The 15000-nt window shown below is 61.4% G+C and carries 17 protein-coding genes; 2 read left to right on the top strand and 15 right to left on the bottom strand.

All coding sequences use genetic code 11. From position 1 onward, the window contains the following. Window positions 1-9: 9 nt before the first annotated feature. Window positions 10-942, bottom strand: a complete 933-nt coding sequence (cyoA, locus tag E2K99_RS12995; RefSeq protein WP_039785866.1) for a ubiquinol oxidase subunit II — start codon at window positions 940-942, stop codon at window positions 10-12. A 160-nt stretch (window positions 943-1102) separates the two neighbouring features. On the opposite strand from cyoA, the gene E2K99_RS13000 reads away from it, so the two are divergent. Beyond that, on the top strand, window positions 1103-2446 hold the full coding sequence (locus tag E2K99_RS13000; protein ID WP_121045569.1) for an MFS transporter: 1344 nt from the start codon (window positions 1103-1105) through the stop codon (window positions 2444-2446). A 78-nt stretch (window positions 2447-2524) separates the two neighbouring features. On the opposite strand, the gene E2K99_RS13005 is transcribed toward E2K99_RS13000, so the two are convergent. The 9 genes from E2K99_RS13005 to E2K99_RS13045 form a co-directional block, all read right to left on the bottom strand. Beyond that, entirely contained in the window at window positions 2525-3256 is a 732-nt protein-coding gene (locus E2K99_RS13005; protein WP_134222476.1) for an Imm52 family immunity protein, read from the bottom strand. An 8-nt stretch (window positions 3257-3264) separates the two neighbouring features. Beyond that, window positions 3265-3879, bottom strand: coding sequence for a Tox-REase-5 domain-containing protein (locus E2K99_RS13010; RefSeq protein WP_134222477.1), 615 nt, complete (start codon window positions 3877-3879; stop codon window positions 3265-3267). Continuing rightward, window positions 3879-4235 carry a hypothetical protein gene (locus E2K99_RS13015; protein ID WP_134222478.1) on the bottom strand — a complete coding sequence of 119 codons (357 nt, stop codon included), beginning with the start codon at window positions 4233-4235 and terminating at the stop codon, window positions 3879-3881. Before E2K99_RS13015 ends, E2K99_RS13010 begins: the two co-directional genes overlap by 1 nt. Continuing rightward, window positions 4228-4719, bottom strand: coding sequence for a DUF4123 domain-containing protein (locus tag E2K99_RS13020; protein ID WP_240733711.1), 492 nt, complete (start codon window positions 4717-4719; stop codon window positions 4228-4230). Before E2K99_RS13020 ends, E2K99_RS13015 begins: the two co-directional genes overlap by 8 nt. An 8-nt stretch (window positions 4720-4727) precedes the next feature. Continuing rightward, entirely contained in the window at window positions 4728-5144 is a 417-nt protein-coding gene (locus tag E2K99_RS13025; protein WP_134222479.1) for a PAAR domain-containing protein, read from the bottom strand. A gap of 115 nt (window positions 5145-5259) precedes the next feature. Continuing rightward, entirely contained in the window at window positions 5260-6375 is a 1116-nt protein-coding gene (locus E2K99_RS13030; RefSeq protein WP_134222480.1) for a zinc-binding metallopeptidase family protein, read from the bottom strand. 169 nt (window positions 6376-6544) lie between these two features. Then, the gene (gene nadC / locus E2K99_RS13035) at window positions 6545-7450 is read right to left on the bottom strand and encodes a carboxylating nicotinate-nucleotide diphosphorylase (RefSeq protein WP_134222481.1); all 906 of its coding nucleotides are present in this window, start codon (window positions 7448-7450) and stop codon (window positions 6545-6547) included. Beyond that, the gene (gene nadA, locus E2K99_RS13040) at window positions 7447-8586 is read right to left on the bottom strand and encodes a quinolinate synthase NadA (protein ID WP_134222482.1); all 1140 of its coding nucleotides are present in this window, start codon (window positions 8584-8586) and stop codon (window positions 7447-7449) included. Before nadA ends, nadC begins: the two co-directional genes overlap by 4 nt. 37 nt (window positions 8587-8623) lie before the next feature. Continuing rightward, entirely contained in the window at window positions 8624-10222 is a 1599-nt protein-coding gene (locus E2K99_RS13045) for an ABC-F family ATPase (protein WP_134136421.1), read from the bottom strand. A 244-nt stretch (window positions 10223-10466) separates the two neighbouring features. Between E2K99_RS13045 and E2K99_RS13050 the strand changes: the two genes are divergently transcribed. Further along, on the top strand, window positions 10467-11042 hold the full coding sequence (locus E2K99_RS13050) for a DUF1439 domain-containing protein (RefSeq protein ID WP_134222483.1): 576 nt from the start codon (window positions 10467-10469) through the stop codon (window positions 11040-11042). A 48-nt stretch (window positions 11043-11090) separates the two neighbouring features. On the opposite strand, the gene ldcA is transcribed toward E2K99_RS13050, so the two are convergent. The 5 genes from ldcA to E2K99_RS13075 form a co-directional block, all read right to left on the bottom strand. After that, window positions 11091-12095 (bottom strand): muramoyltetrapeptide carboxypeptidase, encoded by a 1005-nt coding sequence (gene ldcA / locus E2K99_RS13055; protein WP_134224103.1) that lies wholly within the window; start codon window positions 12093-12095, stop codon window positions 11091-11093. Between the two features lie 2 nt (window positions 12096-12097). Then, window positions 12098-12649, bottom strand: a complete 552-nt coding sequence (gene tadA / locus E2K99_RS13060) for a tRNA adenosine(34) deaminase TadA (RefSeq protein WP_034332337.1) — start codon at window positions 12647-12649, stop codon at window positions 12098-12100. Then, a complete protein-coding gene (gene queD, locus E2K99_RS13065; protein WP_034332336.1) occupies window positions 12649-13095 on the bottom strand; it encodes a 6-carboxytetrahydropterin synthase QueD in 447 nt (148 codons plus the stop codon). The genes tadA and queD overlap by 1 nt, the downstream gene beginning before the upstream one ends. Before the next feature lie 106 nt (window positions 13096-13201). Further along, window positions 13202-13837 (bottom strand): 7-carboxy-7-deazaguanine synthase, encoded by a 636-nt coding sequence (gene queE / locus E2K99_RS13070; RefSeq protein ID WP_134222484.1) that lies wholly within the window; start codon window positions 13835-13837, stop codon window positions 13202-13204. A gap of 155 nt (window positions 13838-13992) precedes the next feature. Continuing rightward, on the bottom strand, window positions 13993-14907 hold the full coding sequence (locus E2K99_RS13075) for a DUF72 domain-containing protein (RefSeq protein WP_134222485.1): 915 nt from the start codon (window positions 14905-14907) through the stop codon (window positions 13993-13995). Window positions 14908-15000 lie beyond the last annotated feature (93 nt).

Below are 15000 nucleotides of genomic sequence, written 5' to 3' on the forward strand. Positions count from 1 at the left end.
GCAAGGAAATCATTCGGCCTTTTGCTGGCCCGGTTTCACGTTCAGGTCGGTGGCCATCATCTTGTCCATGCAAACCGTGTTGGGTGCGACGCAACGATTCACGATGGCGTGGAACAGTTCGGGCTCGACGCTGCCGATCAGGCGGGCAGGTTCGCGTTCGCTCGGCTGTTCCAGTTTCAGGTATTCGGCACGGTCCAGCTTGCCAGCGCCAGCCTTGGCCTTCTGCACCCAGGCGTCAAAGCCGGCCTGGTCCAGGCCATGGAACTTGAAGCGCATGTGCGAGAAGCCCGCACCACTGTAGTTGGCCGAGAAACCTTCATATTCGCCGGCCTTGTTGATGACGGCGTGCAGCTTGGTTTCCATGCTCGGCATCGCGTAGATCTGGCCTGCCAGTGCCGGGATGTAGAACGAGTTCATCACGTTGGAGGCAGTGATCTTGAACTGGATGGGAACATCCACGGGCGCAGCCAACTCATTGACAGTAGCGATGCCTTGCTCCGGATAGATGAACAGCCACTTCCAGTCCAGCGCCACGACTTCCACCACCAGCGGCTTGACCTGGGGCGACAGCGGACGCTCGGCGTCGATGCGCGAGAGCGGACGGTACGGGTCCAGGGTGTGGGTGGTGATCCAGGTCAACAGGCCCAAGGCGATGATGATCAGCAGGGGGGCGCCCCAGATGACCAGTTCCAGGCGAGTCGAGTGATCCCAGTCCGGCTCGTAGGGAGCGGAAGTGTTGCTCTTGCGATAACGCCATGCAAACAGCAGCGTCAGGATGATCACCGGGACGATGATGAGCAGCATCAACGCGGTCGAGATGACGATCAGGCGTGCTTGCTGGTTAGCGATGTCGCCGGAAGGATTCATCACGACGGTGTTGCACCCAGCCAACAGAAGCGCAGGAAGCAGGAGCAATCCGCGACGGAGGATTTGAGAAACCATGAAGGAAAATTCCAGTCGTATGTATCAGAGCGTGGTAATGTAACGCCAATAAAGTGTGTTGGCGATTGGACGTTTTGTCCCACCCTGTCACTTGCCACCTGCCAGGTTGGGATTTGTAGCACGTACTGCGACTAAACCTCTAACAGTGGGAGACAAAGCCATGGCAAGCACCAGCATCCACAATGGTGAAGGTTCCGGTCAACTCCGGCCTCAATCCAGCAATCCTTCCACTCACCACGAACACGGCACGATCGAACCCGGTGAGATCGCGGTGGGCGTGGTGATCGGACGCGCGTCCGAATACTTCGACTTCTTCGTCTATGCACTGGCTTCAGTGCTGGTGTTCCCGGCGGTCTTCTTTCCCAACGAACCGAAACTGGAAGGCACGCTCTACGCCTTCGTGATCTTTGCCTTCGCCTTCCTGGCCCGCCCCATCGGGACCACGATCTTCATGGCGATTCAAAAGCACTACGGCCGAGAGGTGAAGCTGACGCTGGCGTTGTTCATGCTCGGCTTTTCGACTGCGGGCATTGCGTTATTGCCAACTTACGAACACATTGGTGTGTGGGCCATCATCTTGCTCTCGCTCTTGCGTGTCGGTCAAGGGGTGGCGCTGGGCGGTGCGTGGGACGGCCTGCCTTCGCTGCTGGCGATGAACGCCCCGCCGAACAAGCGCGGCTGGTATGCCGCACTGGGCCAATTGGGCGCGCCGCTGGGCTTCGTGATCGCCGCCAGCCTGTTTGCCTACATGCTGGCCACGCTGACCACGGCCGACTTCCTTGACTGGGGCTGGCGTTTCCCCTTCTATGTGGCCTTTGCCATCAACGTGGTGGCCCTGTTCTCGCGCCTGCGCCTGGTGTCGGCGCCGGAATACGCCAAGCTGCTCGATGAACGCGAACTGGAGCCGGCCGGCGTGGTTGAGCTGGCCACCACCCAAGGCCGCAACATCATCATCGGCGCCCTCGCCGCCTTGGCCAGCTATGCGCTTTTCCACCTGGTGACGGTATTCCCGCTGTCGTGGATCAAACTGTATTCGCTGCGTGAAGCCTCGGCTTTCCTGGTGATCCAGATCTGGGGCGGTGTGATCATGGCAGCTGGCATTGTGGTATCGGGCCTGATTGCGGATCGCTTCGGGCGCCGCAATACCCTGGGTTCGATGGCATTGCTGATCGCTATCCTGTCGGCCTTCGTCCCGAGCTTGATGAATGGCGGCGAATCCGGCCAGAACACCTTTATCCTGATCGGCTTTGCGCTCCTGGGCTTGTCTTACGGCCAGGCTGCCGGCGCCGTGACGGCCAACTTCAAGACCCGCTATCGCTACACCGGCGCGGCCCTGACGTCAGACCTGGCCTGGCTGGTCGGTGCCGGTTTCGCACCGCTGGTGGCGCTGGGCTTGTCTGCGCACTTCGGCATGGCCTACGTGAGCTTCTACCTGCTGTCCGGCGCTGTGGGTTCGCTGGCTGCGCTGAGCCTGAACCGTGCGCTGGAAGGGCGTGATGACTGAATCCTGCTGAGCGCCCCATGATTAAAAACCCGGAAGGAAACTTCCGGGTTTTTTATTGGGTGATTCACCAGCCTCCCGTCAGATCAGCAGATCCGGATAGCGCGGCAGCAAGTTCTGATCCGTCAGCCTGACCTCGATGTCATGCGCGAGGCGCACGTGAGCGGGGTTATCGATGTCGAAGATCGTATCGGCGACGCTGATGATGATCGTGCCCATCTGCTGGCCGGCAGCGTCGTGCACAGGCTCCAGTCGCGCAGCTTCGGGAACTTGCCTGGTCGAGAGTTGCAGGGGCAGGTAAAGCATCCACGCCACGCAGGGCTTATCGAAGAATACCGGCGTATAGCTTGCAGGCTTCACGAACATCGCACGCGGAGAGAAGAGCTTTGCAGATTCCTTCAACGCATCCACGAGGGACGATGGATCGGACCAGCGTTCCATGTGATCTACGGTAAGCCAGACAATCTCCGGACTGCCGTCCACATGGTTGTATTCATCAGAGTAACTGGCTCGCCCTCCTCTCTCTAGCTGCCCATTCCAAAAACAAAGATAGCGTGGATCGTCCGGCTCGTGATTGCGCTGGAACTCACGGTAATAGGCCAAGGCCGAGATCCCCGGCATTCCATCTTCAAAGACCGGATATCGGAACGAGCCCTCTTCATCGCCCGCCGCTACGAGCCAATGTTCCAGACTCATCCAATGGTCGTACTTGCTCCATGCGCTCAGGAGGACGGCCGCCTTCTTGATTCGCTCGACAAGACTGATACGGGGCTCTACTGCTGGATAGAAAATCTTTATATCAAATGCTTTCATTAGCGCACTCACGGTTGGAAGATAACGTTAATGGTCGGAGATATCTCGAAGAACATTGGTTTCAGATAGGCATACGTCCACGGCTCCATGAAGTACCAGTGCAGCTTTACAGGCGGCCGCGGCTGAGCGGCAATATTTTGCAGCCTTGCCTGCCCCACCATGTCGTGGATGATTCTTTTCTGGAAGTCGTATTCAAATTCGCCGGGTCCCGAAAAAAACTGGTCATATCCCGCCTTCGCCTCCATCAGCAAGCATTCGGCTGGCTTGAATCCGTCGAATTCCCTCTTGTCATATTTCCACTCAGTCAAGAACAGCGGGCCGGATCGCATACCCGTAATGCGCACCTGATAGTCCATCCAGGACTTCCGCTCCCGGAAGTGCTTTTCTATTTCATGCCCCGCCAGCGGCGGACAATCCCGGCACTTCTCGCGCGCAGCCGCGTCCACCTCGGCCTTGGCCAGCGGCGCATCTTTGGCCTTGTCCGCTTCGCTTCTGCGATCCTCGATTTGCTCCCCCACCACCACATCCCCTGTGCCGCCGGCAGCACGAGGCAACCAACGCTTGATCACGGGCACCGCGCGTTGCGCCGCCGCGCGCCCGACTTGAACGGCAATGGCTGCCATTATTCTTCCTCCTTCATCCGTTGCAATTCGTTGGCCAGGATGGCGTCGAAGTCATCGAGCCGCTGTTCCGGTGTCGCCCCCGGCATGCTGAGGTAGTGGCGAATCAGCTCATCCCCAAAAAGACCCGGTGCACCGGCCTCCAGGGTCATCATGTACAGCAGATGGGGCGTCGAGGTGAACCCCATCGAGCGGCCTCGTTCATAGGTGATGCGCATGCGTTCGATCACCGCATTCCGGCCGGGATCGCTGCGCATGTCCTGGTGCTGCGCAAGATACTGGTCGGCAGCAGCGGCTATGAAGTGCTGGGTATCGATGTGCAGGAACTGCCGGTATTGTTCGGACGTGAGTTCAAGCATGGTCGCGTCCTATGTAAACCGGACGGCCGTCCACCACGAAATGCCATTGCCGGATTGAATGAAAGAACGCGATCCGTTGCGCTTCATCCAGCCGCCGCGCCAGCGTCGCCAGCACGCGCGGATCCCAGAATCGCAGCAGGGCCGAGCGGCCATCCGGCAGGCGCAGGTTCAGGCGCGCTTGCAAGTGCGCGGCAAGCGCGGCCGTGTCGAATGCTGCATAAATCCAGGAAACCGCTGCCCGGCTCCGCTCCAGCGCGATCAACTGGCGGCAAAGCGCATAGGATTGCCGCTGCACCGCCAGCAACCAGGGACCGCCCTCCATCAAGGATTCTTCTTCCGTGCCCGCGAACAAACTGGTTGCACCGGGCTGCTCAGCCAGGCGGACCGAAAAATTCATATCGGCAAAATGGAATCCATCGACCAGTACATGCAGTTGCTCTCCCGCCAGCGGCTGCGGCAGGGGCTTGATCCGGCCATGCGGCAATGGGGTTCTCATGTGCGCACCAACAAGGCCTGACCAGACTGCGCGGCAGCAGCCAGACAAGGCAGGCAAATCGAGGAAGACGACGAGGCCGCGGGCGGAACAGGCTCTATGTCCGCGCTGGCAGCCGTGCCGGAAGGGGCCGCCTGAGCTGCCGTTTTTTCTTCCGAATGCGTGGCCACCCCTTGGCTGGCGATGAGCGTGGCGCCACACGCCGTGCGGTCGCCGTCACGTGCCGGTGCCTGGCCCATGGACTTCATGTCGCCCGCACCGGATGTGATGGGAAATGTCCCTTTGCAATGGGGACAGCTGGTCAGGTCGCCGACCCGCGCGACGGCCTTGCCATGAACGAGAAAGGTCTGATCGCCGGAAATGACCGTACCACCATGGCTGGTCTTGTCGCCGACGACGATGAAGGGACGCCCCATGCAACTCTCCTTGCCAGCTCTACCGCTGGAATTGATGAGCCGCTTCGAGTCACTGCAGGGAGAATGACTCCCTGCCCCCTTCAATCAACTAGCAACAATCGAAATCCTGCGAGCCTCAAGACGGTGCGCCGCCATTGACCACTTCATGCACGAAGCGCAGTTTCTGCAGTACCGGCGTGGACAAGGTGAAGGGATAGGAATCCGGCATGCCAATGCTGCGATTGAGGCTGTTGAGCACATAGGTCAGCGCAAACCACTCGCGGGCCAGTTCGTCAAAGGAACCGGCCGCCACCGGCGGCGCCTTGATGACCAGCTTCTGCTCGCCCTCATGGCGCGGCCGCAGCTGCACCCCGCAGGCATAGGCAGTCTCCAGCGTATCGAACATATGAAGATAATGGGCCCAGGTCTCCGCCCAGTCTTCCCAGGGGTGGCTGCTGGCGTAGGCACTGACGAAGTTTTCTTCCCAGTCCGGGCGCGGGCCATTCTCGTAATGAGCCTTGAGCGCTTCGCCATAGTCCTGGCGCTCGTCACCGAACATCTCCCGGAACGGTGTGATCCAGTTGGTTGGCGCCACCAGCCGGTCGAAATAGTAATGGCCGCTCTCATGCCGGAAATGCCCCAGCAGCGTGCGATACGGCTCGGCCATCTGCTCGCGCGCCTGTTCGCGGTAGGCGGGATCGGCTTCGGCAATGTTGATGGTGATGACGCCATCGGCATGCCCGGTCAGCACCCGCTCGCCATGCGGAAGGTCTTGCAGGAATTCGAAGGCCAGGCCGGCTTCTTCATCTTCCATCTTCGGTACCGGCTGCAATTGCAAGGTCCAGAGAGAATGCAGCAGGCGACGCTTGGCCGTCTCCAGGCGGCTCCACAGCACCCGGTTGTTGCCTTCGTCGAGATTGGGAATGACGCGCGTGAGGCGGCAGGAGGCACACAACTCGTGCGGCTCGCGCTCATCGAGCATCCAGTTGCAGATGTTTTCGCGCCAGTAGTTGACGCACTGCTTGAACACAACACCCTCGTTCTGCGGCCTGACGCTTCGCCAGCGCCCCGGCCCGGCTTCAGGAACGGCGGCTTGGGCATCCGGCGCCGGTGCGACTGCCGGCTCCAGCGGCGAAAAGCTGGCAATGGCCTGCAATTGAGGCTGATAACCCAGCATCCAGCCACAATTGCCACATACGGTGTTTTCGAAAAAGACTTGCGCGCTGCAATTGTCGCAGTGAAAGGTTTTCATGGGCTCCCCCGTTGTTTATCGTCATTGCCGACGAAGCATTGTCGTCGGCATCTGGCGTTTGAAGGGGAAAACCGAGATACGTTCCTGCATGCAGGCACGCAAAAAAGTGAAGCCTGGTGCAAGTTACTGCGCCAGGCCGATGCCAGGGTGAGGCCGGCCGTTCAGCAGGTCAGGCAATCACGCGCAAGGAAAAATCAGTCGCCTGGATATCCTTGGTCAGGCTGCCGATGGAGATGCGATCCACGCCGGTTTCGGCAATGGCGCGCACGGTCTGCATGTTGATGCCGCCGGAGGCTTCGAGCAAAGCGCGGCCCGCATTGAGGGCCACGGCCTCGCGCATCATGTCCAGCGAGAAATTGTCCAGCAGGATCGACTCAGCACCAGCCTGCAGAGCTTCATTGAGCTCGGCAATGCTTTCCACCTCGACCTGGATGGTCACACCTGCGTTGAGCTTCAGGGCGGCTGCCACAGCCGCAGTGATGCCGCCGGCGGCCGCGATGTGGTTTTCCTTGATGAGGATGCCGTCATACAGCGCCAGCCGCTGGTTGGCGCCACCGCCCACGCGCACCGCGTATTTCTGCGCCAGGCGCAGACCGGGCAAGGTCTTGCGGGTATCGAGGATGGCCGCACGCGTACCCTGCACTACTTCCACGTAACGACGGGTAGCGCTGGCCACGCCCGAAAGCAGTTGCAGGAAATTGAGCGCACCGCGCTCGGCGGTCAGCAAGGCACGAGCCGGGCCTTCGATGGTGCAGACCTCGCTGTCGGCGGACATCAGGTCGCCTTCGGCATAGCTCCAGCTGACCTGCAGGCGCGGATCGAGCCGGGTCATCACCGCCTCGAACCAGGGCGCACCGCACAGCACGGCAGCTTCGCGCACGATGACGCGGGCCTTCACGAATTCGTTTTCCGGTACCAACAGGCCCGTGTAGTCGCAGTCGCCCACATCCTCGGCGATGGCCTGGTTGGCGTTGGCATCGAAAGCCGCATGCAGCGCGGCATCGAAAGGAGCGAAGGGATTGCGCAGGTTGCTGCCCGCGATGGTCGAGGCAGTCTTGAGGGCGTGGAGCGTCATGCGGGGCCGATTCCTGCAAACAGTTGCTGTTCGTCTTCAAGGCGCGCCGACGGGCGGACCTTGGCCTTGCGCTGGGCGGCGAAGTCCAGCATGCGGTCGATGCAGACCACGGCCTGCTGGCCGATGACCGGATCGACGTGGATTTCATTGGCGCCGGTTTCCAGCACGTGCAGCAGGTTCTGCAAGCCATTCATGGCCATCCACGGGCAGTGCGCGCAGCTCTTGCAGGTGGCGCTGTTGCCGGCGGTGGGGGCATCGATGAAACGCTTGCCAGGAGCCGCTGCGCGCATCTTGTGCAGGATGCCATTGTCGGTAGCCACGATGAAAGCCGGCGCATCGGACGATTGCACCGCCGCGATCAGCTGCGAGGTCGACCCGATCACATCGGCCTGCGCCACCACCGCTTCAGGCGACTCCGGGTGCACCAGCACCAGCGCATCCGGATGTTCGGCGCGCATCAGTTCCAGTTCGATGCCCTTGAATTCGTCATGCACCAGGCAGGAACCCTGCCACAGCAGCATGTCGGCGCCGGTCTGCTTCTGGATGTAGCTGCCGAGGTGCTTGTCCGGTGCCCACAGGATCTTCTTGCCTTGGGCGTGCAGGTGCTGGACGATCTCAAGACCAATGCCGGAAGTCACCATCCAGTCGGCACGGGCCTTCACGGCCGCGCTGGTATTGGCATAGACCACCACGGTGCGGTCCGGATGCTGGTCGCAGAAGGCCGCGAACTCATCGGCCGGGCAACCCAGGTCCAACGAGCAGGTCGCGTCCAGGTCGGGCATCAGGATGCGCTTTTCGGGGCTGAGGATCTTGGCCGTCTCGCCCATGAAGCGCACGCCGGCCACGACCAGGGTCTGTGCGGCATGGTCACGGCCAAAACGCGCCATCTCCAGCGAATCCGAGACGCAGCCGCCGGTTTCCTCGGCCAGGTCCTGCAGGTCGCCATCGACGTAGTAGTGCGCCACCAGCACCGCCTGCTTTTCCTTGAGCAGCTGGCGGATGCGCGCTTTCAATTGCGCGCGTTCCTCGGGGCTGGGCGTGGCCGGTACCTTGGCCCACGCATTGGCGGTACAACTGCCGCCGGTCTCCATTTGCGGTCGCTCGAATTCGACGACCTTGGTTGCTGTTGCTTGCATGGCGGTCAACAATGCTGTGCTGATGCGGTTGGGGGAATTATTCGATGCCCTGGCTGGCCAGGTAGTCTTCGTAGCCGCCCTGGAAGTCGATCACCTGGCCGTCCTTCACTTCGAGGATGCGGGTGGCCAGCGAGGACACGAATTCACGGTCGTGCGACACGAAGATCAGCGTACCGGCGTACTTTTCCAGCGCGATGTTGAGCGATTCGATGGATTCCATATCCATGTGGTTGGTCGGCTCATCCATCAGCAGCACGTTGTGGCGGCCCAGCATCAGCTTGCCGTACATCATGCGGCCCTTTTCGCCACCGGAGAGCACCTTCACCGATTTCTTCACATCGTCGCCCGAGAACAGCAGACGGCCCAGAATGCCGCGCACGGCCTGGTCATCGTCGCCTTCCTGGGTCCACTTGCCCATCCAGTCGGTCAGGGTCTCGCCGCCGGCGAATTCCTCGGTCGGATCCTGGGGCATATAGCCGACGTTGGCGTTTTCCGCCCATTTCACCTCGCCCGAATCCGGATGCAGGCCGGTCACGTCGCCGCCGATGCTGCGCAGCAGAGTGGTTTTACCCGCGCCGTTGGCACCGATGATGGCAATCTTCTCGCCGGCTTCGACCATGATGCTGAAGTTCTTGAAGATGTCGCGGTCGTAGGTCTTGGTGATGCTTTGGGTTTCCACGGCCAGGCGGTGCAGCTTCTTTTCGCCTTCGAAGCGCACGAACGGGTTCACGCGGGAAGACGGCTTGATGTCCTCGACCTTGATCTTGTCGATCTGCTTGGCGCGCGAAGTCGCCTGGCGGGCCTTGGACTTGTTGGCCGAGAAGCGGCGCACGAAGTCCTGCAGTTCGGCCACTTTTTCCTTGGCCTTGGCGTTGACGGCCAACTGCTGCGCCCGCGCTTGCGATGACGCCAGCATGTAGTCGTCATAGTTGCCGGGATAGATCTTCAGCGTGCCGTAATCCATGTCGGCCATGTGGGTACAGACCTGGTTCAGGAAGTGGCGATCGTGGGAAATGATGATCATGGTGGAATTGCGCTCGTTGAGCACTTCTTCCAGCCAGCGGATGGTGTCGATGTCCAGGTTGTTGGTCGGTTCGTCCAGCAGCAGGATGTCCGGGTTGGAGAACAGGGCCTGGGCCAGCAGCACGCGCAGCTTCCAGCCGGGTGCCACATTGCTCATCGGGCCGGTGTGCTGTTCGATGGGCACGCCCACGCCCAGCAGCAGCTCGCCGGCACGCGCTTCGGCGGTGTAGCCGTCGTATTCGGCGAACTTGGCTTCCAGGTCGGCGGCCTTCATGTAGTCGTCGTCGGTGGCATCCGGATTGGCGTAGATCGCATCGCGCTCGGACATGGCCGCCCACATTTCCACGTGGCCCATCATGACCACATCCAGCACGCGCATTTCTTCATACGCGAACTGATCCTGGCGCAGCTTGCCCAGGCGCTCGTTCACGTCCAGGCTGACGTTGCCGCCCGACGGCTCCAGGTCGCCGCCCAGAATCTTCATGAAGGTGGATTTGCCGCAGCCATTGGCGCCGATCAGGCCGTAGCGATTGCCATCGCCGAACTTGACGGAAATGTTCTCGAACAACGGCTTGGCGCCGAACTGCATGGTGATGTTTGCGGTGGATAGCACTGCGAAAACCTTTTCAAAAATGTAACTTGCGTACGCCGGTCAACAACGAAACTGCAGCACGCGAAACCCGGCATTTTACCACCGCGAGCCTGCTGCGGCTTGCCTTGCGGGCGGGAGAGCCGGTGAAAAATTGCCAACAACCAATCTTTGTGCGCCTCAGGAGACCCCGCACGCTTACAATTGCCCGGAATTTTCGCCCGTCGCGGCCGCTCTGACCCAATTTGCCACTCTGGAAACTGCAAGCATGAAGCGAGTCCTTCTTCCCGCCGCCGTCCTCACCCTGTCCGCTCTGGCCTTGCCGCTGATGCCGGCGCAGGCCGCCGACACCGGTTACAACGTCTGGACCAATGAATACACCGTCTCCAGACAGCAACTGCAGACGGCCATCGCCCCGCAATTCCCGCGCAAGATGCGCTACATGGACATCTTCGACGTGACCTTCAGCAACCCGCGCCTGGGCATGCTGCCTTCCGAAAACCGCATGAATACCGTGGTCGACGCCCAGATTGCCAATCCCCTGCTCCTGCAGCGCCCGGTCAACGCGGTGCTGACCCTGAGCAGCGCCTTCAAGTACGATCCGGCCACGCGCTCGCTGCGATTGGATGCCCCGAAGGTGGACAAGGTCGACAGCACCGACCTGCCGCCGCAATACGCGCAGCAGCTGGCCACCCTGGGCAATGCCGCCGCCGACCAGTTCCTGCGCGACTACGCGCTCTATACCTTCAAGCCGGAACAGCTGCAGATGAACGGCAAGACCTTCGAGCCCGGCAAGATCACGGTCGAACAGGACGCGGTCAAGGTGGAAATCAAGGAAAAGTGACGATTCCTTCACTGAGCATGCAAGCAGCCCGCCGAGCCGCCTGCAGTCTCACCGGCGGGCCAGGGTCGGATAATCCGAGAGGGTCAAGGTGAATCCTTCTGCACCGCGGGCATCGAGCGCCGCGTGCGCGCCCAGCGGCAGCGTCACCAGATCGCGCACATGGCCGAAAGGCAGACCGGTCACGATGGGGGTGGCGATGCGCTGGCGCAGGAAAGCCAGCATCTCGGTGAAATCGTAGCCGTTGTCGATCTCGGCCAGGCGGTAGGCCGAGAAGTCGCCCAGCAGGATGGCCTTCTGCCTGGCCAGCACGCCAGCCTGCTCCAGTTGCAGGATCATGCGTTCCACCCGGAACGGATGTTCATTCACATCCTCCAGGAACAGAATCCCGCCGTCGATCGCGGGAAACTGCGGATGACCAACCATATGCGCCATCATCGCCAGATTGCCGCCCCACAGCTTGCCCGAACACTGCAGCACCGGACTGAGCGGATCGGTACGGCGGTCTCCATTGGGGGCGCGATCTGCACCGGCCAGCCCATCATAGTTGTGGACCACCACCTGCGATGAAGTCAGCGTGCGCCATAAATTCGCCAGCGCTGCCCAATTGGGCGATTCGGCGCCAAAGTCACCGGAGAGCATCGGCCCCTGGAAACCGGCGTAACCCGATTGCGCCAGCAGGCAGCACTGCAGGGCCGTGAAATCGCTGTAGCCCACCAGCAGCTTGCCACTGGCGGCCAGCGCGGGAATGTCCAGCGCCGGCAGGATACGGCTCATGCCATAGGAGCCACGCAACCCCATGATGACGTCGATTTCCGGGTCGGCAGCCGCTTCCATCAATTGCGCCGCGCGCTGCTCATCGGTGGCGCCGAAGCGTTGGTAGCGCCGGGCATGGTCGTAGAAATTGCGCACCCGGCAGCCCAGCGATTCCAGCAAGGCCACGCCGCGCTGCACGCCGGCGGGATCCAGACCGGCATGGCCACACGGTGCCACAATGGCCACCCCCGTTCCCGGCGGGACCAGTCCTTCCAGCAGTTCACGGCCAGCAGTTGCCATCGTCATGTTGGTTCACCTGATGCTTGTGCATCGCCTTGCGCGGCGGCGTCGAGCAGGCGTTGCTGCTTCACTTGTTCGCGTCGCATGGCGAAGAATTCTTTCAGTAACTGGCCACATTCCTCGGCCATCACGCCGCCCAGCAGTTCGGTGTGATGGTTCAGCTTGTCTTGCTCAAACAGGTTCACCACCGAGCCGCACGCACCGGTCTTGGGATCGGCCGCGCCATAGACCACGCGTGCCAGGCGGGCGTGCATCATGGCACCGGAACACATCACGCAGGGTTCCAGCGTGACGTAGAGCTCACATCCGGGCAGGCGATAGTTGCCCAGCTTCTCGGCCGCCCGGCGCAGCGCCATGATCTCCGCATGGGCGGTCGGATCGTGCTTGCCGATGGGCTGGTTGAAGCCGGTGGCGATGACCACGCCATCCTTGACCACCACCGCACCCACCGGCACCTCGCCCAGCGCCCAGGCATTGTTGGCCTGGTCGAGCGCGGCGCGCATGTGGCGCAGGTCGGCCTCGGTGATGGCTTGCGGGAGGACAGCGCCGTCCATCAGTCGGCCGTGATTTCAGCCCAGCAATTGGGCGTTTCGTGCAGCACCAGCTTCTGCAGGTGCAGGCCGGTGCCGTAGCGGTCCTTGTAGGCCGCCTTGAGGATGGCGAAGGCTTCGCGCGCCAGGTTTTCGACCGTCGGGATGCTGCCGATGATGACCGTCTTGTGGCCCGGCAGGCTGGCCAGGAAGTCGCGGACCGGCGCGTCTTTTTCATAGACCAGGAAGGCATGGTCCCAGACATCGACCAGGTGCTCCTTGGCCAGGGCCTTGATGTCGGAGAAGTCCATGATCATGCCGTTGTCGGAATTGCCCTCGATGTCGATGACCGCGCCAGTCAGGGTGATTTCCAGCGTATAGCGGTGGCCGTGCAGGTTGCGGCACTGGCTCTTGTGGTCCGGAATGCGGTGGCCGGCGTCGAATTCGAGTTTGCGGGTAATGGTGAGCATGAATGTTTCTTCGAGGATGGCCGCCGCACAAGCCGTGCAGCAGGCCGGGTGAAGCCATTGTAATCACGCGGCGCAGCGCCGCATGAAGAAAAAAGCAAAAAATCGGTCAGGGGATATTGAGCAGCTTGTGGGTCTGGATGCTCAGTTTCCACTTGGGGTTGTTCTTGACCATCTCGATGGCCAGGCGCGTATTGGCGGCCGCCTGCAGGCCATCCATGGGTTGCAGCAGGAAGTGCTGGAAATCCAGCTTTTCATATTCGTCCAGCGGCTGGCCAGGCTGCGGCACCACCACTTTGAGTTCGCTGCCGCGTTTGACCTTCAGTTCCGAGCCCATCTTGGGGCTCACGCAGATCCAGTCCACGCCCTGCGGCACCTCGATGGTGCCGTTGGTCTCAATGGCGATCTCAAAGCCGACCGCATGCATGGCCTCGATCAGGGCCGTATCCAGTTGCAGCAGGGGCTCGCCGCCGGTGAAGACGACGTATTTGCTGGCGGCATGGCGGGCCGGCCAGAAGCTGTTGATCTTGTCGGCCAGCTCAGCCGCCGACTTGAACTTGCCGCCGTTCTCGCCATCGGTGCCGACGAAATCGGTATCGCAGAACTGGCAGATGGCGCGGGCGCGGTCTTCCTCGCGGCCGGTCCAAAGGTTGCAGCCCGAAAAACGGCAGAACACTGCTGGACGGCCGGCGTGCGCGCCCTCGCCTTGCAAGGTATAGAAGATTTCTTTGATGCTGTAAGTCACGATATGAAGGCGAAAGGCAGGCGCAAGGCCGCATTGGGATGAATTCACGCGGCGGGCTTCAGCAATTCAGCAAACTTCACTAAGTCACTGATATTGCAGCCCATTTTGTCCGCATCAGGGGCAGTATTATAGCCGCTCCTCGAGGCCGGTTCACCTCATCGATCCTCATCGAGCATGCGGCCGGGCGGCGGCAAGTCCAGCTTCAGGCCCAGGCGGTCGATCAGGCGGCGCGCGTCAAAGGGGGCCTTGACCTTCATATCGTTATCAAAATAACAGTAAATATCGCGACTGGCCCGCTTGCGCGGCGCGCTCCCGGAGATGCGTGGCCCGCCTTCCGGCTGACCGCCGCTGGCCCAGGCCCGGATACGCTCGGCCCAGGCGTCGATGGCTTCGTCGCTGTAGCCGCTCTGGTACAAGCGCTTGTCGCCATGCAGGCGCAGGTACATGAAATCGGCCGTCACGTCCTCCTGATAAGGCCATTTCTTGGGTGCATCGGCGACGACCAGCGCGACCTTGTATTTGCGCAGCAGCTTGATGAAGGACTCATCCACGAAGCTGTCATGACGAATTTCCATGGCATGGCGCAGCTTGCGCTTGCGGTCGATGTCCAGCGCCACCCTGCCCTCCATGCGCGGCTCATGGCCACGCGCCAGCCGCTGCGCCGCCTCGGTATCGTGCGGCAGCAAGCTCAGGAAGTGTTCCAGCGGCTCCGGGTCATAGCGGAAGCTGGGCGGGAATTGCCACAGGAAGGGGCCGACCTTTTCTTTCAGGTTCAGTACGCCGGAGGCGAAGACATTGGCCAGCGCACCATCAATATCCTGCAGCCGGCGCGTGTGCGTGATGAAGCGATTGCCCTTGTGGCTGAAGAGGAAGCCGGGCGGCGTTGCTTCATACCAGCGCTGGTAGCTTTCCGGGCGCTGCAGGGCGTAGAAGGAACCGTTGAGTTCGATGCTCGGCAGTACCCGCGAGGCGTAGTGCAGTTCGTCGTCCTGACGCAGCCCCTCGGGATAGAAACTGCCGCGCCACGGCGCATAGCGCCAGCCGGAAATGCCGATCCAGATCTTGCCCATGATGCTCTCCTCGTTCAGATTCTCCTGTCCCGATGTGACCCAAGGCATCCCGCTTGGTGCCAGCCAGCGCGACTGTAGCGGGCCTGCTGCTGT

Source organism: Herbaspirillum huttiense, assembly GCF_004367745.1.
Taxonomy (GTDB): domain Bacteria; phylum Pseudomonadota; class Gammaproteobacteria; order Burkholderiales; family Burkholderiaceae_D; genus Herbaspirillum; species Herbaspirillum huttiense.